The sequence below is a fragment of the Variovorax sp. SG517 genome (genome assembly GCF_013376045.1).
GTDB lineage: Bacteria > Pseudomonadota > Gammaproteobacteria > Burkholderiales > Burkholderiaceae_C > Variovorax.
This window is the reverse complement of record NZ_JABMJG010000004.1, coordinates 512,890-530,960: the sequence shown is the minus strand read 5'-3', so window position 1 is coordinate 530,960 and position 18,071 is coordinate 512,890. Positions and strand designations below refer to the sequence as shown.

Below are 18,071 nucleotides of genomic sequence, written 5' to 3'. Positions count from 1 at the left end.
CCCGCTATGCTCGGCGCCTTCATCGTTGCGGGGCACCCATCATGCGCAGGCTGGCCACTCCCAAAGACATCGACACCGTCTTCGCCCTCTACATGCACGAGAAGGTCGTGCCCTACCTGGGCTACGACCCGATGCCGCTGGAAGACTTCAAGAAGATCTACCGGCAACTGCTGGATGGCCGCGACTTCTTCGTCTACGAACGCGGCGGCCGCATCGCCGGCTTCTACCGCGCCTCGCGCTACCCGGGCCGTGTGCGGCATGTGGCCAGCCTCGGCACACTCGCTGTAGACCCCGCACTGCATGGTCAAGGCATTGCGCTGGCGATGGTCACGGATGCGATCGAGCGACTGAAGGCGGATGGCATCAAGCGCATCGAGCTCATCGTTGAAAGCGACAACGCGCCGGCGCTGCGCTTCTACGAAAAGCTTGGCTTCGAACGCGAAGGCACGCTGCGCAAGTTCTACAAGCGCGCCTCGGATGCGCAGGCCATCGACGACCACATCATGGCGCTGCTGCTCGACTGAACCTCCGCGGAAGAAGCCTCAGGGCTTCCAGCGCCGCAGCAGCAGCGCATTCGCCATCACGCTCACGCTCGACAGCGCCATTGCCGCGCCGGCGACTACCGGGCTCAGCAGGCCGAGGGCCGCGAGCGGGATGCCGGCCACGTTGTAGGCGAAGGCCCAGAACAGGTTCTGGCGGATCTTCGCCACCGTGCGGCCCGAGAGCTCGAAGGCCTGCGCGACCAGCGCGAGGTCTCCGCGCATCAGCGTGATGCCTGCCGCCTCCATCGCCACATCGGTGCCGCCGCCCGAAGGCGCCATCGCAATGCCGACGTCGGCTGCGGCCAGCGCAGGCGCGTCGTTGGCGCCGTCGCCGACCATCGCGACGACATGCCCGTTGTTTCGGAGAGCGCTGACCTGCGCGGCCTTGTCGGCCGGCAGCACGTCGGCGCGAACGTCTTCCGCCGCGATGCCGAGCCGCGCCGCCATCGCCTGCGCCGCGCGCAGGTTGTCGCCCGAGATCATCACCACGCGCAGACCACGCGCACGCAGCGTGCGGATCGCTTCCGCCGCCTGCGGCTTGGGTTCGTCGGCAAAGGCGAGCAAGGCCTGCACATGCGCGGCGCCGGCTTCGTCGAATCGCAGCAGCGCAGAGACCGTGGCGCCCTGCGATTGCAGACGCTCAACTTCCGCGTCGTCGGGCATGGCATCGAGCTCCCGGCACCAGCGCAGGCTGGCGATGGCCCATTGGACGCCCTCGACCTCACCGCGCACGCCGCGGCCCGGTGACGCCTGCATCGCACCGAGGGAAGGCACCTGCAGGTTGCGCTGCGCGGCGGCCGACAACACCGCCTTGGCCAGCGGATGCTCGCTGCCGCCTTGCAGGCTGGCGGCGGTGGCCAGCAGCTGGTCTTGCGAGGCCGAGACGCCGGCTACAGGAACCAGTGCAGTCAGCATGGGGCGGCCGATGGTCAGCGTGCCGGTCTTGTCGAATGCCACCGTGTCGACGCGATGCGCGATCTCGAGCGCGCGCGCGTCCTTGATGAGCACGCCATGCCGCGCCGCCACGCCTGTACCGGCCATCACCGCCACGGGCGTCGCGAGACCCAGCGCACACGGACATGCGATGACGAGCACCGCCACCGCATGGATCAGCGCCGTCTCGATGCCGGCACCCGACACCATCCAGCCTGCGAAAGTGGCCAGCGCGATCAGCAGCACCACCGGCACGAACACGGCCGCGACCTTGTCCACCAGCCGCTGTATCGGCGCCTTCGCGGCCTGCGCGTCTTCCACCAGGCGGATGATGCGCGCGAGCACGCTCTCGGCGCCGATCGCGCTCACCTCCACGACCATGCGGCCGTCGCCATTGACCGCACCGCCCGTGAGCGCATCTCCCGGGCCCTTGGGCACGGGCAGCGGTTCGCCGGTGAGCATCGATTCGTCGACTTCGGAATGCCCCTCGACAATCTTCGCGTCGGCCGGCACGCGCTCGCCGGGACGCACCGCGAGGCGGTCGCCCACCATCACCTCGGACAGCGGCACGTCGCTTTCCTTGCCACGAACACCGATCAGATGCGCCACTTCGGGCCGCAGCTGCTGCAGGGCGCGGATCGCCGAAGTGGCCTGGCGCTTGGCGCGCGCCTCCAGCCACTTGCCCAGCAGCACCAGCGTGATCACCACCGCCGAGGCCTCGAAGTAAAGGTGCGGCACCATGCCGTGGCCCGCATGCTCGCCGGTGGACGCACGCCACCAGAGCCACAGCGAAAGGCCGAAGGCCGCGCTGGTACCCAGCGCCACCAGCAGGTCCATGTTGCCGGCACGCGCCTTCACGGCATGCCAGCCGGCGCGATAGAAGCGCGCGCCCAGCCAGAACTGCACCGGCGCCGCGAGCAGCAGTTGCACCCAGGGCGGCAGCATCCAGTCGAGCCCGAAGAGATCGCCCAGCATCGGCGCCATCAGCGGAATCGACAGCGCGAGGCCGATCGCGACCGGGCCGAAGCCGGCCCATGGCGAAAGCGCTGCTTCATCGGCGGCACTTTCCGGCGTACGGGGTTCGTAGCCCGCTGCGCGCACGGCACGGCGCAGCCGGGCGTCCATGTCTTCGCTGCCACCGGTCACCACGCGGGCCGATTCGGTCGCGAGGTTCACGCTCACGTCCTGCACGCCCGGTACGTTCTTCAAGGCACGCTCCACGCGCATGACGCACGAGGCGCAGGTCATGCCGCCCACCGAGAGGTCGAAGGTGGCGACGGAAGGGTTCTGCTGAAGTTTTTCCATGTGCGAAGGCTAAAGGCTCACACGATGTCAAGGTCAAGCGGACGATTTCAGAACCCCTGCCCTGGACATTGACATCGTGAGAGGGTTCAAACTGCGGCCTCCAGCTATTCCTCATTTTCAAGGAGCAACACGATGAGCCAGAAATTCCAGGTCACGGGCATGAGCTGCGGCCACTGCGTGAACGCAGTGCAGAACGCGGTGCAGACGGTGGATCCCGAAGCGCAGGTCACGGTCGATCTGGAAACGGGTCATGTCGACGTGCTGAGCGAACAGCCGCGCAAGGACATCCTGGCCGCCATCGAGAACGCGGGGTACGCGGTCCAATGACGACGGGCCCGGTCAGCATCGGCGAAGCGGCGCAGCGCTCCGGCGTATCGGCCCGCATGGTCCGCCACTACGAAGGGCTGGGCCTGCTGCCGGCAGTGGCGCGCACCGAGAGCGGGTACCGCCAGTACGGCGAGGCCGACATCCACACGCTGCGCTTCATCAAGCGTTCGCGCGACCTGGGCTTCTCGATGGAAGAGATCGCCGAGCTGGTCGGGCTGTGGAACAACCGGCGGCGCGCCAGCTCGAGCGTGAAGCGCATCGCGGAAAAGCACCTGGGCGAACTGGAGCAGCGCATCGCGGACATGCAGTCGATGCGCAGCACGCTGGCGCACCTGGTGCACTGCTGCCACGGCGACTCACGGCCGGACTGCCCGATCCTCGACGATCTGGCGAACTAGGTACTCCCCCAGGCTTCGCGCACTTCGTGTCGCTGCGCCAACCCCTCGCCGGGGGCAACACCGGTGGCCCGGCGAAGCCGGTTCCGCGGTGTTCCTGGAACAAGTCCTTCAAGCGCCGCGCACCAACGACAAGACCTTGCCTGCATCCAGCGTGCGGGCCTTTTCCTGGATGGCGGGCAGGTACTGCGTCTGCAGGCTCTGGCCTTCCTTCACCACGCCCGAGAAGGCGTCCTTCAGCATCTGCGTCGAGAGCGTGCGGCCGCCGGCGTAGTAGCGCTTGGCGACGTGGCCGAGGGCGTAGGTCGATGCGAAGCTCATGCCCGAGCTCACGGCCTGGTTGCCCAGCCCGCGCAGCAGCCCGCCGCCGACCTTGCCGAGCAGGCCCCCGAGCAGCTTGCGCCCGGCCTGTTCCAGGTATTGCGAGGTGAGGCCCACGCCGACCGTGGCCAGGAAATCCTTGACGTGGCCGCTGTCGAGCTCGTAGCCGTACGACTTGCCGATACGGTAGACCAGCTTCATCTGCAGCGGAATGATGGCCATGGTCGACAGCGTCTCGGGCAGCAGCTCGAGCGCACCGTTGAGGATGGCGGCGTTGAGGATCGACTTGTCCAGTTCCGCCGTGTCGGGGCTCTTCGGTGCCGCGGGTACCGAAACCGCCGCCGAGGTGGCAGCCACGGGCACTGCGGCGATTTCCTCGGCCTTCTGCGAGAACGCCGCCGCCGAGGCGTCCAGCCCGAGCGAGGTACGCACGTCCGCCAGGAACATGCGTTCCGCCTCCGACTGCGTGCCGTCCGCGTCGCAGACGCACACCGCCATCTCGTAGGCAAGCTGCCTCGCCTCCGGACTCTTCAGCTCCCCTGCCACGGAGGCGAGCGACACGCGCTTCATCAGCACATCCTGGTAGAGCGTCGGCAGGTTCAGGCCGTCGGCCTGCGACAGCCCTTCCGCGATGCGCTTGATCTCCGCGCGCTCCCGCTCGTGCTTCTCGCCGTCGACGAATGCGGCCAGCAGGCTCAGGGTAACGATCGACTTTGTTTCAAAAGGTGACATGTTCGATATTTCCGCAATTTCAACGACCTGGTGGGGTCGCGGCCCGCGCCAGAAGGTTCCTTCGCCCGTTCTCCCCACAAACCTTGGGCAACTCTGTGGATAACGTCGGCACTTCTGTGTAGGGGTCGCGCAAGCCTTTGATTTGAAAGAAGAATCCTTAGCCTGCCCATTTTTTCGGCAATGAATTTCTCCGGGCAAAAACCGCTTTCGCAGATTTTCAAAGGGCCGTCAAAGGACAAGTCTGGGGACATTTTTTGAACAAGGCATGGTTTATCCACAGGCCCGAAGGGTTACCCAATGTTGTCCATGCCGCGGGTACAAACCGGAAGCGCGGCTGCGCACAGTGACGGCGGCATGACAAGTCCTTGTCGCATAACGAAAAAAGGGGCATGTCCACAGAGGGGTGCGACCCTTATCTACTACTACTAATTTGAATAATAAAAACAAGAGATAGGGAACAAGAGAAGCCGCGCCCCGAAAAAAAGCGGCGAACGGCCGCGCCGGTCCAGGGCGCAGCGGACGAAACCGGTCCTCCTGGTTTCCTCTTCCCCCTCGCTAACATTCGCGGATGAGCTTCAAACCCCGGATCCTGATCGCCGAAGACGAGTCGGGCATCGCCGACACGCTGCAATACGTCCTGAAGAGCGACGGATTCATCCCGGTCTGGTGCGCCACGGCCGAGGAAGCCATCGCCCAGTTCGCGCAGGAACCGCCGGCGCTTGCCATCCTGGACATCGGGCTGCCGGATCTCAACGGTTTCGAGCTCTTCAAGCGCCTGCAGGCGCTCAACCAGTCCATGGGCGGACCGGAGGTGCCCATGGTGTTCCTCACGGCCCGCAGCGACGAGATAGACCGCGTGGTCGGCCTCGAACTCGGCGCCGACGACTACATCGCCAAGCCCTTTTCTCCACGGGAGCTCGTCGCGCGTGTGCGGACCATCCTGCGGCGCAGCGCCAGGAACGGCTCAGGAGCTCCGCAGGCGGGCCCGGGCGGAAACCAAGGGGCCCCCCATCAGATTCCCGGCCAGGCGCCTCCTGCGGTCTCCCAGGTGCCTCCAATGCCCTTCGCGCTGGATGTCGAGCGCATGCAGATCCGCTATTACGGGCGCCTGCTGGAACTCTCACGCTACGAATACGGCCTGTTGAAGCTCCTGGTGCAACGGCCCGGCCGCGTCTTCACGCGCGACGAACTGCTCGAACTGGTCTGGGACGACGCCAGCGACAGCTTCGACCGCACGGTCGACGCGCACATCAAGACCCTGCGCGCCAAGCTCAAGGCGATCGCGCCGGAAGTGGAGCCGATCCGCACGCTGCGCGGCACCGGCTACGCACTGAACGAAGAACTGCCATCAAAGGCATGACGCCGCCCCTGGCCTGCCTTGTCGCGGAATACCGCGGAGCCGGCTTTGCCGGGCCGCAGGTATCGCCCCCGGCGAGGGGGCTGGCGGCCACACGAAGTGGACAAGCCTGGGGGGGAGCCAGGCTTTGACACGGCGCACGCGCATCTTCATCGGCATCCTGCTGATCTACACGGCGGGCATCGCCTTCCTGCTGTACCGCGTCGTCTCGGACATCGATCCGCGCTATCGCGAATCGGCCGAGGAATCGCTGGTCGAGACTTCGCAGCTCGTGGCCAGCCTGGTCGAGCAGGACGTGATCGCCGGCGCCATCAACACTGCGCGGCTGGAGCCGCTGTTCCGCACGATCTACGCGCGCGAGTTCTCGGCGCAGATCTACAACCTGCACAAGAGCCGCGTCGAACTGCGCGTGTACGTCACCGACCGCAACGGCCGCGTGATGTTCGATTCGCTCGGCAGGCACCTCGGCGCCGACTATTCGAAATGGAGCGACGTGAGCCGCACGCTCGCCGGCCTGTACGGCGCGCGCACCTCGCGCGACGTCGATGGCGACCCGCGCACCTCGGTCATGTACGTGGGCGCGCCGATCCGCTGGAACAACGAGATCGTCGGCATGGTCAGCGTCGGCAAGCCGGTGCAGAGCTTCGGCCAGTTCGTGGAGGACGCGCGCGGGCGCACCATCTGGGTCGGCGTGGGTTCGGCGCTGGCGCTGCTGCTGCTCACGCTGATCGTCTCGGTCTGGCTGGTGCGGCCCTTCGGACTGATCCGCGACTACTGGACCTGGGTGCGCGCCCAGCGCACGCTGAGCCTTTCACGCATGGCGCGGCGCGCGGTCGACGGCGTGCGCACAGGCTTCAGCGAGATGCGCGACGCACTCACCGGGCGCAACTACGTCGCCGACTACGTGCAGACCTTCACGCACGAGGTGAAGAGCCCGCTCTCCGCCATCCGCGGCGCGGCCGAGCTGCTGCAGGAGCCGTCGATGCCGCACGCCGAGCGCGAGCGTTTCCTGAAGAACATCGAGCGGGAGACGCAGCGCATCCAGGAAATCGTCGATCGCATGATGGAGCTCACCGCGCTGGAAACCCGGCGCGCGCTCGACCGCACGGAACCAGTGTCGCTCGCCGCGCTGATCGAAGACATCTCCGCCAGCGCGCAGCCCGCCGCCTCCAAGCGCAGCATCAGGCTGCTCGTGAACATCCGCAACGAAGCCCGCACCGAGGGCGACCCCTTCCTGCTGCGCCGGGCGATCAGCAACCTGCTCGACAACGCCATCGATTTCTCGCCGCCGGACAGCGAGGTGCTTTTGACGCTCGAAACGACTTCGAAGCTGGCCCGCATCAGCGTGCGCGACCACGGCCCCGGTATTCCGGAATACGCGCAGGAAAAGGTCTTCCAGAAGTTCTATTCGCTCGCCAGGCCGCACAACCAGAAGAAGAGCACGGGCCTGGGGCTGGCTTTCGTCAAGGAGATCGCGGCCTTGCACCATGGCCGCATCGATCTGGGCAATGCATCGCGTGGCGGGGCGGTGGCTACGCTCACGCTGCCGCTGTCTTCACATCACTGAGCGGGTCTCGACGAGTTCCGGACGCGACGGAAGTGATTCGGGAAGACGCAGATCCCACACCAGGCCGCACCGTTCGAGCAGCCTGAGCATCCACCATCCCGGGTCCCATTCCCCGGGCGCGAGCCCCAGCTTGGCGGAGCCGGGAAAGGCATGGTGGTTGTTGTGCCAGCTCTCGCCCATGGTCAGCAGCGAGGTCCACGGTATGTTTCGCCCTTGAACGGCAGCGCCTCGCACTTCGTAATTCATCTCGCCCTGGTTGTGCGCGAACCAGCCTATCAACCAGTGACCCAGCACGCCCGCGGTGACACGTGCGCACACGCCCCAGAAAACGAAAGCCCATCCACCCCATAGATAAAAAAGTACGGCGACGGGCAACTGCTGCAGCATCCAGGTTCTTTCCAGCCATTGCAGGAAGCGGTCGTTCGCAACAAACGATTCGATCCGGATGCCGGGTGGATGCGCGAGATGAAGTTCGCAGTGAAGCTGCCACCATGCATCCATCCAGAAACCGCGGCCGTGACGCAGGTAGTCATGGCAGACCGGCAGGCGTTGTGCGTAGTCGCGCAACTCGTGCTGGCGAAGAATGCCCAGAGGACCGGCCAGGCCGACGAGCACGCCGCAGTAGATCAAGGCGCAGCGCAGCCATCGGGGGCATTGGAAGCTGTGATGAATCAGCTGCCGATGGCTGCCCAGCGAGTGGCCGAACAAAAGCACGAACGCGGTGCTTGCGACGAAAAGCGCGAATGCATCCCACCGGAAAAAGAAAAAACCGCCAACCAGTGCGGCGGCGGCCATGCCGGAGAACCAGAGCGACTTGACCGGTGCGTACAGAACTTCGCCCTGGCAGACGAAATCGGCCTGCCCCGCGTGAACCCGATGATTGTCGAGACCCGTGGGCAGCATCGCGCAAGGCTCAGCGCCCGATCAGCGCGCGATAGGCTTCGCGCGTCTCCGGACTCACGGCTCCGAGGGCCTGCAGGTACTGCGTCTGGTGCTGCCCGATCATGCGTGCCGAGGCCACCGTCTTCGAGCGGCAATACCAGTGGCAGGTGTGCTGCAGCAGGAACAGCTCGGCCGACATCATGTAGGCCTTGGACTTCGGCGTGCGGCCCGCTTCGTTGCGCATCACGCCGGCAATGCCGCGCGCGTGGATGAGCAATGCCTGGCGCATGTCGAAGCTCGCGGCCGGAAATAACTGGGTGAAGAGCGGAATGGCCACGGGCAGCTTGCTCACTCGGGTGATCGGCTCGGGCATGCGCGAGAACTCGGCCGCGAAGCCGTCGACCTGGCTGGAGAGTTTTTCCTCGGTGGTGTCGAGCAGCAGCCAGATCTGCCGGCGGCGCTCGGCATCGTCTTCGCCCAGGCAGCGCATGTAGCCGGAGGTGAGGCTCTCCATCAGCTTCTCGATCTGGTAGCGGCCGAGGTGGCTGGCCAGCAGCGCGATGCGAATGCGCTGCTCCCTAGACTTGAGGATGTAGAAGCCGGCGGCGAAGAGTGCCACCAGGGTGAGGATTTCCATGGATACGGGCAGAGGAGAAAAAAGAAAAGGCGGGTCGCGGTACCGAGTGTAGGCACCGCGACCCGCCTTCTCTTTTCAACTCCGTGAAGAGAGCCCGGCTACCGGAAGAAATCGAGGATCCGGTTGCGCTCTTCCGGCGGAGGCGGCGCGCCCACGGGCGCGCCGGTGAGCTCTTCCACCGGCGGCGGTGGCGTGTCGCTGTTCTCCAGGCCCAGGCTCGCCACGTTGTGGCCCGGCGTGAAGTCGTCGAAGTACCACTCGCCGTCGATGCTCACCACGCCTTCTGGCTGGGCCGGATGCGTCACCGGCACGCCCTGCAGCGCGGTCTGCATGTAGCCGGTCCAGATCGGCAGGCTCAGGCTGCCGCCGGTCTCTCCGCGCACGCCGAGCTGGCGCGGCGTGTCGTAGCCGACCCATGCGATGCCCACCATGGTCGGCTGGAAGCCGGCGAACCAGGTGTCGAAGGAATCGTTGGTGGTGCCGGTCTTGCCGTAGAGGTCGTCGCGCTTGAGCGTCTGGTAGGCCTTGAAGCCGGTGCCGTTTCGCACCACGCTCTGCAGCAGCGAATCCATGATGAAGGCGTTGCGCTGCGGGATGGCGCGGCGCGTCTCGTCGAGTACCGGCGGCTCGGTTTCCATGATGACCTTGTCGCGCAGGTCGGTGACGCGCGTGACCAGGTAGGGATTGACGCGGTAGCCGCCGTTGGCGAACACCGAGTAGCCAACCGCCATCTGCATCGGCGTGACCGAGCCGGCACCCAGGCCCATCGGCAGGTTGGCGGGATGCTTGTCCTTGTCGAAGCCGAACTTCGTGATCCAGTCCTGCGCGTAGGGCGCGCCGATGGACTGCAGCACGCGCAGCGTGACCAGGTTCTTCGACTTCATCAGCGCGGTGCGCAGCGGCATCGGGCCTTCGTAGGTGCCTTCGAAGTTCTTCGGCTCCCAGGGCTGGCCGCCGTTGGCGCTGGCGTCGAAATACAGCGGCGCGTCGTTCACCACCGTGGCGGGCGTGAAGCCCTTCTCGAGCGCGGCCGAGTAGATGAAGGGCTTGAAGCTCGAACCCGGCTGGCGCCATGCCTGCGTCACGTGGTTGAACTTGTTCTTGCCGTAGTCGAAGCCGCCCACCAGCGCCTTGATGGCACCGCTGCGCGGGTCCATGCCGATGAAGGCGCCCTCCACTTCGGGCAGCTGGGTGATCTCCCAGGTGTTCTTGGGCGTCTTCGCCACGCGGATGACGGCGCCGCGGCGGATCTTGATGTTGGGCGGCGCCTTCGCGGCAAGGCCCGACTGAGCGGGCTTGAGGCCGTCGCCGGTGATCTGGATGGTTTCGCCGTTCGCGCGCACCGCGCTGATTTCCTTCGCGTTCACGTCGAGCACCACGGCCGCGATCACGTCGCCGTTGTCCGGATGCTCGGCCAGCGCGTCGTCCACCGCTTCGTCGATTTCCTTCTGCTCTGTCGGCAGGTCGACGAACTTCTCTGGCCCGCGGTAGGGCTGGCGGCGTTCGTAGTCCATGATGCCCTTGCGCAGCGACCGGTACGCCGCAGCCTGGTCGGCCGCCACGATCGAGGTGTAGACCTTCATGCCGCTGGTGTAGATGCTGTCGCCGTACTGCGCGTACATCATCTGGCGCACCGTCTCGGCCACGTATTCGGCATGCAGCCGGTTCGGGTCGGCCGCATCGCGCAGGTGCAGCTCTTCCTTCTTCGCGGCGGCCGCCTGCTCGGCGGTGATGAAGCCGGTCTCCTGCATGCGGTCGATCACGTACAGCTGGCGCGCACGCGCGCGGCGTGGGTTGGCGACCGGGTTGTTGGCGCCGGGCGCCTTCGGCAGGCCGGCGAGCATCGCGGCCTCGGCGATGGTGATGTTCTGCAGCGGCTTGCCGAAATAGGTCTCGGCCGCGGCGGCGAAGCCGTAGGCGCGGTTGCCGAGGTAGATCTGGTTCAGGTAGATCTCGAGAATCTGGTCCTTCGTGAGCTGCTGTTCCAGCCGCATCGCCAGCAGGATCTCGTAGGTCTTGCGGCTCATGGTCCGCTCGGAGGTGAGGTACACGTTGCGTGCCACCTGCATCGTGATGGTCGAGGCGCCCTGCTTGCGTCCGCCCTTCAGGCTGGCTACCGCCGCGCGAAGGAAGCCCTTGTAGTCGACGCCGCCGTGGTCGTAGAACCGGGCGTCCTCCACGGCCAGTACTGCGTCCTTCATCACCTTCGGGATGTTGGCGAAGGGCGTGAGGTTGCGGCGCTCTTCGCCGAACTCGCCGATCAGCTGGCCTTCGGTCGAATACACACGCAGCGGCAGCTTGGGGCGGTAGTCGGAAAGCTCCGAGACGTCGGGCAGCTTCGGGTAGATGGTGACCACGGCGACGATGGCCGCGACCAGCACCACCAGCGCGCCGGAGCCGACACCGATGGCGCCCCAGCCGGCAACGCGCTTCCAGTTGAAGCGGGAGCCGGGTGGCGCCGCGCCGTCGTCGCCGGAAGCCTTGGAATGTGAGCGTTTGAACATGGGAAATGCCTGTTTGGCTATCGAAAGGATTGGAGCCGCCGCGCGTTGCCGCGTTCCAGCATCCGGAAGTCGAGCGTGTCTTGCCGCGCAGCGCGCTGCGCGCAATGCATGGCATCGAAATACTTGTCGTGGTCGAAGGCGATCAGCAGGAGATCCACGCCGGCGTTCAGGGCGTGGACGGTGGCGTCGCAAAGACCGCGGTTGTAGGCCGCGCCCATCGTGAGATCGTCGGTGACGAGCAGGCCCTGGTAGCCCCATTCGCCTCGGATCACCCGCTGTACGATTTTGCGCGAGAAAGAGACCGGATAGGCGGCGTCGAGTTCCGCAAGGATGACATGGCCCAGCATGATCGCCGCATCCGAATGTTTCGATACGTCTTGAAACGGCTTCCAGTCGTGGGCCGAGAGCCGGGCGACCGGCGTGCGCAGCTCGGCGGCGAAATGATGGGTGTCCTCGGTCACGCCGGCCAGCCCGGGAAAGTGCTTGAGGGTGCCTCGTACCCCAGCCGATTCGAGGCCCAGCTCGTAAGCGAGCGCCACCTGCGCAGTGACCGCCGGGTCGGCCGAGATGGCGCGTTCGTCGATGCGGGTGTGCAGGTCCCAGGGACCCGGCGCGCGGCCGGTGCGCAGGTCGACCACCGGACTGAAATTGAGCGTGATGCCCAGGTCGGCCAGTGCCCTGCCCTGGCGGGCTCCGTAGGCATGGGCACGTTGCGCGAGTTCCTCGTCGGGCAGGTCTGCATCGAGCAGCGAGGCGAGCGAGGGCTGGCGTTCGACCAGCGGCGACAGGCGCGAGACGGCGCCGCCTTCCTGATCGGTCGCGACAATCAGCGGCGGCAGCCCGGCCGCGCGGCGCACCGCCTGCAGATCGGCGATCTCGCTGCGCAGCTCGTCGGCCGTCCGGCCCCTGACATTGCGACCGGTTACGAAGATGCCGCCGATCAGCCCCTTGCCGGCCAGGTCGCGCAGATTCCTCGCATCGTCGTAGCCGACGATGAAGTGCGCACCCAGCGCCCGGGCAAGCGGGCCGCCGGACGCATTCACCTCGGCGCGGTGCCGGTGCGAAGCCGCCTCGTTGCACAGGGCGGTCAGCAAGGCCGCGAACGCCAGCCCGAGGGCCAGCGGGCGCAGCCTGCCGCGTGAGAGCCGCCACGCGATCGCGATGGCCGCCGCCGTCAGCGCCAGGAGCAGCGGCAGTTCCCACGCGCGCATGAAGCGCAGGTGCGGGTCTTTCAGGTGCCAGGCCCAGAACCACAGCGCGGCCAGTGCCAGCCAGCCCGAAGCACCAGCGATGACCCGCAGGGGCTTCATGCGGCCGTCTGCGCCTCGGGCACCACCACGGGAGCGGCTTCGCTGCGGCGCGAGAGCGCGTACCAGTCGACCTTGCGTGTCACGAGCATCAGCACCGACAGCATGCCGAAGATCAGCAGAGCGCCCAGCAGCAGCGCGTTGCTTTCCGAAGCCAGCAGGCCGTAGAGCGCGCCATACAGCAGCGCCACGAAGGCACCGAACGACATGCCGCGCCGCCAGCCGCCGAGCACCGCGCTGAAGTACACGGCCAGCAGCATGACGCTCGCCGAGGCGGCGCCCGCATAGGCCATCCAGAACGTGAACTTCTCCGACAGCGCCAGCAGCAGAAGGAAGAAAAGCGCGATCGACAGGCCGACCAGGCCGTACTGGATCGGATGCAGACGCAGCTTGCGGAACAGCTCGAACATGAAGGCAGCCATCAGCACGAGGCCGATGAAGAGCACGCCGTACTTGCCCGCGCGCGTGCTCATCGAATAGACGTTGATCGGCTGCGCGAGGGATACGTCGAAGGTCTGCAGCGAGCCCATGTTGCGGCGTGTCGGAACGGCCGCCGCCGGGTGGGCGCTGCCGGCCACGTCCGCCGAGCCGCCCTGGCCCGAAAGGCCCGCACGCACCTGCTCGCGCGCCGAGGTCACGAGCGAGGACACGCGCCAGTGCGCATCGAAGCCCTGAGGCGTCACGCTGCGCTCGGCCGCGAGGAAGCGGCCACCGAAGCTGGGATGCGCCCAGAGCGAACGCAGGTGCGCGGTCGTTTCCTCGGCGATGGGAGCGATGGCGAGCGTGTCCTGCCCGACCAGGCCCAGCTTCATCTCGAAGGGGATCGGCGTGCCGGCCTGCCAGGCCGTGAGCGCGGCGCCGGTGACCGGTGCGTGGATGCCGTTCGCGAACCAGGCATCGTCGTCCAGGCCCGGCACGCGTTGCCTGAAGCGCAGGGCCTCGCCGCCCATGATCATGGCTGGCGAACCATCAAGGCCGCGCAGGTCGCTCACGTTGAAGGCGATGAGCGGTGCCTTGAACTCGATCTTCGAGTCGGTCTCGCTGTGCGGCACGGCCTTCGGGTCGAAGGCGGCGAAGCCGCCGCTGAGCGTGGCGTCGAGCGTGTAGAAGGGAATCCTGAAGATGCCGCGATAGCGTTCCTGCGGCGCCATCGAGCCCTCGATGTGCAGCTTGTCAGGGAACACCACGTGGGCCATCTCCTTGCTGCGCGGCTCCTGGCCGATCACCTTGCCCTGCGCATTGCGCAGCGGCTCCATCCAGCGTTCCACGTAGGGCACCAGCAGCAGCGGTCCCACCATGGTCTGGCGGCCCGCGTAGGTGGCGGCGAGTTCATCGGCGGCCTCGCGCTGGCTCTCGCCGCGGGCGCGGTTGATCGAATCGATCTCCCCCAGCGGAATGCACAGGAGCAGCAGCAGGAAAAACAGGCCGGCGACTTTCGCCAGCATGGAGCTCTGGAGCGCCTTCAGCAGCTGAAACATCTTTTCTCTCCTCGTCTGTAGCGATGGACGCGATGCTCGCCGCGCGAACCGAAGGCCGTGTGAAGGGCCCGGGCCGCCTCGCTTCACACAGACTTCACACAGCGGATGCGGGTGGCCGTCGACTTCAAGACGCCTTCCAACTGGCTTCTCGCGCGGTGGAGAAAGTTGCGGCCGTGCAAGTTCGCACGGACAAGGACCCCCGCCATGGATGCCCAAACCACCACACGTCCCGGCCGCTGGCTCTGGCTCGCCACCGTGAGCCTGGCGACCGCGGGCTTCATCGCCATGGGCGTGCGCCCGGCGCACGCGCAGGAAGCGCCCGCCGGCCCGCGCCTGAAGACCGAGAGCCCCTATTTCTTCGTGAAGAGCGACGACCCCTCGGTCGACCGCCTGCCGCTCAAGGGCACCGAGGTGTCGGTGAAGATCTCGGGCGTGATCGCCGACGTGACGGTCACGCAGACCTACCGCAACGAAGGCCAGCGCGCCATCGAGGCGAAGTACGTGTTCCCCGGCTCGACCAAGGCCGCGGTGAGCGGCCTCAACGTGCGGCTGGCCGACCGGCTCATCACCGCGCAGATCCGCGAGAAGCAGCAGGCGCAGATCGAGTACGACACCGCCAAGAAGGAAGGCAAGACCGCCGCGCTGCTGGAGCAGCAGCTGCCCAACGTGTTTCAGATGAACGTCGCCAACATCCTGCCCGGCGACGACGTGAAGGTGGAGCTGCGCTACACCGAGCTGCTGGTGCCGCAGTCGGGCAACTACCAGTTCGTGTTTCCGACCGTGGTCGGCCCGCGCTACAACTCGCCGCAATCGGAGAACGCGCAGGCCAAGTGGGTCGCGCAGCCCACGCTGGCCGCCGGCACTGCCGCCGGAACGAGCTTCAGGCTCAAGGCCACCATCGACACGCCGATGGGCATCAAGGAGATCCGCTCGGCCACGCACGCCATCGACGTGAAGAAGAGCGACGAGGACCAGCACGCCGACGTCGTGCTCGCCGCCGACGGCCGCCCCGCCGACAACCGCGACTTCGTGCTCGACTACCGCCTCGCGGGCGAGAAGATCGAATCGGGCCTGATGCTCTACAAGGGCCAAGGCAACAATGCGGAGAACTTCTTCCTCGCCATGGTCGAGCCGCCCAAGGCCGTGGCCGCCAGCGCGATCTCGCCGCGCGACTACATCTTCGTGGTCGACATCTCGGGCTCGATGCACGGCTTTCCGCTCGACACCGCGAAGACGGTGCTGGAGCGCCTGATTGGCGGGCTGCGACCGAGCGACACCTTCAACGTGCTGCTGTTCTCGGGCAGCAACAAGATGCTCTCGCCCAGGTCGGTGCCGGCCACGCGCGCCAACATCGAGCAGGCGCTGGCCACCATCAAGAACTACAGCGGCAGCGGAAGCACCGAGCTCATTCCGGCGCTCAAGCGTGTGTATGCCGAACCGAAGGAAGCGAACGTCTCGCGCACCGTGGTGGTGGTGACCGACGGCTACGTGACGGTGGAGCGCGAGGCCTTCGAGCTGGTGCGCAACAACCTGTCGAAGGCCAACGTGTTCGCCTTCGGCATCGGCTCCTCGGTCAACCGCAGCCTGATGGAAGGCATCGCACGCGCCGGCATGGGCGAGCCCTTCATCATCACCGACCCGATCCAGGCGCCCGAGCAGGCCGCGCGCTTTCGCCGCATGGTCGAGTCTCCGGTGCTCACGAACGTGAAGGCCACCTTCGGCGGCCTCGACGTGTACGACGTGGAACCGCAGGCACTGCCCGACGTGCTCGGCGAGCGCCCGGTGATCGTGTTCGGCAAGTGGCGCGGCGAAGCCAAGGGCCGCGTGATCATCGAAGGCCAGGGTGCGAACGGCCCCTACCGCCAGGAAGTGCGCATCGACGGCAACACCCGCCAGGACACGGCCGCGCTGCACACGCTGTGGGCACGCCACCGCATCCAGAGCCTGAGCGACCAGGAGACGCTGGAAGGCGGCACGGCCCTGAAGGACCGCATCACCGAGCTCGGCCTGAAGTACAGCCTGCTCACGCAATACACGAGCTTCATCGCCGTCGACAAGGTGGTGCGCAACGTGGCGCCGCAGGACAGCGTGAACGTGAACCAGCCGCTGCCCCTGCCGCAAGGCGTGAGCGAGCTGGCGCTCGGCGCCGAGGTGCCGAGCACGCCCGAGCCCGAATCGCTGGGCGCCATCGCCGTCGTGCTGTCGATGCTCGCCATGCTGCGCCGCCGCGCGCGCCGCAACGACGCGCGCCGCTTCACCGCCTGACCCATCCGGAAAAAAGAAAGAAAAGAATGTCCTTGGCAATGCTTGCCCACCGCCATCCGCGCATCGTGGACTGGGGCATCCACATCGACCGCACGCCGGCCGCCGGCTGGATCGGCCTGCAGTTCCTCGCGCTGATGCCCACCTGGGTGTGGATGGCCCAGCGCATGCGCGACGGCTCCGACGATCCGCTGGGCCTGCTCGCGCTGGTCGCGCTCGCGGCGCTGGCCTGGAGCCGCCGGCGTGAGCTGCGCGCATCGCCGCGGCTGGGCTGGCTCGCGCTGGCCTGCGCGGGTACGGTGCTCGCGACGCTGGTGCGCACGGGGCTCGGCTTCGTGCCCGCGCTGCCGCCGCTCGCGGCCGGGCTGGTGGCGGTGTTGTCGCTGGCCTGCGGGCTGCTGGCCTTCCTGCCGCGCAAGGTGGCGGCGCTGCCGGTGGCCGGCTTGGCGGTGCTCGCGTTGCCGCTGCTTTCTTCGCTCCAGTTTTATGCGGGCTATCCGCTGCGCGTGGTCACGGCCGAGGTCAGCCGCTGGCTGCTGTCGCCGGGCTTCGAGGTGGCGCGCGAAGGTGCGAGCCTGGTCGTCGACGGACGCCTGGTGATCGTCGATGCGCCCTGCTCGGGCGTGCAGATGGTGTGGCTGGGCTACTTCACGGCCTGTGCGGTCGCGTTGTGGGCTTCGCGCAGCGGCAGGGCCTTCATGCAGCGGCTGCCGATGGTCGGCCTCCTCGTGCTTGCCGGGAACATCGTGCGCAACAGCGTGCTGATCGCCTTCGAGGGCGCGGGCCATCCGCTCGCGCCGTGGGCGCACAACGCGCTGGGCCTGGTGCTGCTGGCCGCGGTGTGCGGCGCCATCGCCCGGCTGATGGTGCCGGAGCGCCCCGCGCCCGAAGCCGCCGAACTGCCCATTCCGGGCCTGATCACCACCCAGGGAGCCCGCCATGTCGACACCGTTCTTTGAACGCTGGTTTGCGAACCATTTCATCAATCGCATCGGGCACAAGACGGCTTTCGCGCTGGCGATGGTGCTGTGCATGCTGTGGTCGGCCGGCGCGGCCCTGCGCGAGCCGGCCGAAGCGATGCCGGCCGCAGTGGCCTCGCACGAATGGCCGAGCCAGTGGGACGGCGCCGCGCTGCGCCCGCTGGCCTTGAGCGACGTGGAGCAGCGTTTTGCCGATCGCTTCCCTGGTGCCATCGGTCGCATGACCGACGGCACGCAGACGCTGGTGATGCGCGAGGTCAGCCAGCCCACGCGCATGCTGCACCCCGCCGCGGACTGCTACCGCGCGCTGGGCTACCGCATTGAGCAGGCGCGCCTGGAACGCGACGCGCAGGAGCGCATGTGGCGCTGTTTTGTTGCTCAACGGCACGGAGCGCAAAAAATCCGCGTCTGCGAGCGCATCGTCGATGCCCAGGGCACGGCTTTCACAGACACTTCAAGCTGGTACTGGGCAGCCGCCAGCGGCCAATCGCATGGGCCGTGGCAAGCTGTCACCGTAGCGAGACCGATCTGAGAAAACCTGC

At 67.0% G+C, this 18,071-nt stretch carries 15 protein-coding genes; 8 read left to right on the top strand and 7 right to left on the bottom strand.

All coding sequences use genetic code 11. From position 1 onward, the window contains the following. Window positions 1-41 precede the first annotated feature (41 nt). Complete coding sequence (locus tag FHT32_RS15155; protein ID WP_176665422.1) at window positions 42-524, top strand: GNAT family N-acetyltransferase; 483 nt, start codon at window positions 42-44, stop codon at window positions 522-524. Between the two features lie 18 nt (window positions 525-542). Here FHT32_RS15155 and FHT32_RS15150 read toward each other — a convergent pair whose 3' ends face one another. Next, window positions 543-2,780: a cation-translocating P-type ATPase gene (locus FHT32_RS15150; RefSeq protein ID WP_176665421.1), complete on the bottom strand. Its 2,238-nt coding sequence runs from the start codon at window positions 2,778-2,780 to the stop codon at window positions 543-545. Between the two features lie 132 nt (window positions 2,781-2,912). Between FHT32_RS15150 and FHT32_RS15145 the strand changes: the two genes are divergently transcribed. Beyond that, window positions 2,913-3,107, top strand: a complete 195-nt coding sequence (locus FHT32_RS15145; protein WP_176665420.1) for a heavy-metal-associated domain-containing protein — start codon at window positions 2,913-2,915, stop codon at window positions 3,105-3,107. After that, window positions 3,104-3,505, top strand: a complete 402-nt coding sequence (gene cueR / locus FHT32_RS15140; RefSeq protein WP_176665419.1) for a Cu(I)-responsive transcriptional regulator — start codon at window positions 3,104-3,106, stop codon at window positions 3,503-3,505. The genes FHT32_RS15145 and cueR overlap by 4 nt, the downstream gene beginning before the upstream one ends. A 108-nt stretch (window positions 3,506-3,613) precedes the next feature. Here cueR and FHT32_RS15135 read toward each other — a convergent pair whose 3' ends face one another. After that, window positions 3,614-4,555 carry a YcjF family protein gene (locus FHT32_RS15135; protein WP_176665418.1) on the bottom strand — a complete coding sequence of 314 codons (942 nt, stop codon included), beginning with the start codon at window positions 4,553-4,555 and terminating at the stop codon, window positions 3,614-3,616. 568 nt (window positions 4,556-5,123) lie between these two features. On the opposite strand from FHT32_RS15135, the gene creB reads away from it, so the two are divergent. Both creB and creC read left to right on the top strand, forming a co-directional pair. Next, window positions 5,124-5,915 carry a two-component system response regulator CreB gene (creB, locus tag FHT32_RS15130; RefSeq protein WP_176665417.1) on the top strand — a complete coding sequence of 264 codons (792 nt, stop codon included), beginning with the start codon at window positions 5,124-5,126 and terminating at the stop codon, window positions 5,913-5,915. A gap of 124 nt (window positions 5,916-6,039) precedes the next feature. Continuing rightward, window positions 6,040-7,479, top strand: coding sequence for a two-component system sensor histidine kinase CreC (creC, locus tag FHT32_RS15125; protein ID WP_176665416.1), 1,440 nt, complete (start codon window positions 6,040-6,042; stop codon window positions 7,477-7,479). Here the strand turns inward: creC and FHT32_RS15120 are convergent. The 5 genes from FHT32_RS15120 to creD all read right to left on the bottom strand — a co-directional run bounded on the left by FHT32_RS15120 (window position 7,468) and on the right by creD (window position 14,287). Then, window positions 7,468-8,382 carry an acyl-CoA desaturase gene (locus FHT32_RS15120; RefSeq protein ID WP_176665415.1) on the bottom strand — a complete coding sequence of 305 codons (915 nt, stop codon included), beginning with the start codon at window positions 8,380-8,382 and terminating at the stop codon, window positions 7,468-7,470. The genes creC and FHT32_RS15120 overlap by 12 nt on opposite strands. A gap of 10 nt (window positions 8,383-8,392) precedes the next feature. After that, window positions 8,393-8,998: a hypothetical protein gene (locus FHT32_RS15115; protein ID WP_176665414.1), complete on the bottom strand. Its 606-nt coding sequence runs from the start codon at window positions 8,996-8,998 to the stop codon at window positions 8,393-8,395. A 98-nt stretch (window positions 8,999-9,096) separates the two neighbouring features. Further along, window positions 9,097-11,502, bottom strand: coding sequence for a penicillin-binding protein 1A (locus FHT32_RS15110; protein ID WP_176665413.1), 2,406 nt, complete (start codon window positions 11,500-11,502; stop codon window positions 9,097-9,099). Between the two features lie 17 nt (window positions 11,503-11,519). Beyond that, the gene (locus FHT32_RS15105; protein ID WP_176665412.1) at window positions 11,520-12,812 is read right to left on the bottom strand and encodes a glycoside hydrolase family 3 protein; all 1,293 of its coding nucleotides are present in this window, start codon (window positions 12,810-12,812) and stop codon (window positions 11,520-11,522) included. Continuing rightward, window positions 12,809-14,287: a cell envelope integrity protein CreD gene (gene creD, locus FHT32_RS15100; RefSeq protein ID WP_176665411.1), complete on the bottom strand. Its 1,479-nt coding sequence runs from the start codon at window positions 14,285-14,287 to the stop codon at window positions 12,809-12,811. Before creD ends, FHT32_RS15105 begins: the two co-directional genes overlap by 4 nt. Before the next feature lie 204 nt (window positions 14,288-14,491). Here creD and FHT32_RS15095 point away from each other — a divergent pair, with 204 nt between their 5' ends. The 3 genes from FHT32_RS15095 to FHT32_RS15085 are packed head-to-tail and all read left to right on the top strand — an operon-like array spanning window position 14,492 to window position 18,061. After that, window positions 14,492-16,552 carry a VIT and VWA domain-containing protein gene (locus FHT32_RS15095; protein ID WP_176665410.1) on the top strand — a complete coding sequence of 687 codons (2,061 nt, stop codon included), beginning with the start codon at window positions 14,492-14,494 and terminating at the stop codon, window positions 16,550-16,552. Window positions 16,553-16,578: 26 nt separating this feature from the next. Beyond that, window positions 16,579-17,508, top strand: coding sequence for an exosortase Q (gene xrtQ / locus FHT32_RS15090; RefSeq protein ID WP_176665409.1), 930 nt, complete (start codon window positions 16,579-16,581; stop codon window positions 17,506-17,508). Continuing rightward, window positions 17,489-18,061: a hypothetical protein gene (locus tag FHT32_RS15085; protein WP_176665408.1), complete on the top strand. Its 573-nt coding sequence runs from the start codon at window positions 17,489-17,491 to the stop codon at window positions 18,059-18,061. The genes xrtQ and FHT32_RS15085 overlap by 20 nt, the downstream gene beginning before the upstream one ends. Window positions 18,062-18,071 lie beyond the last annotated feature (10 nt).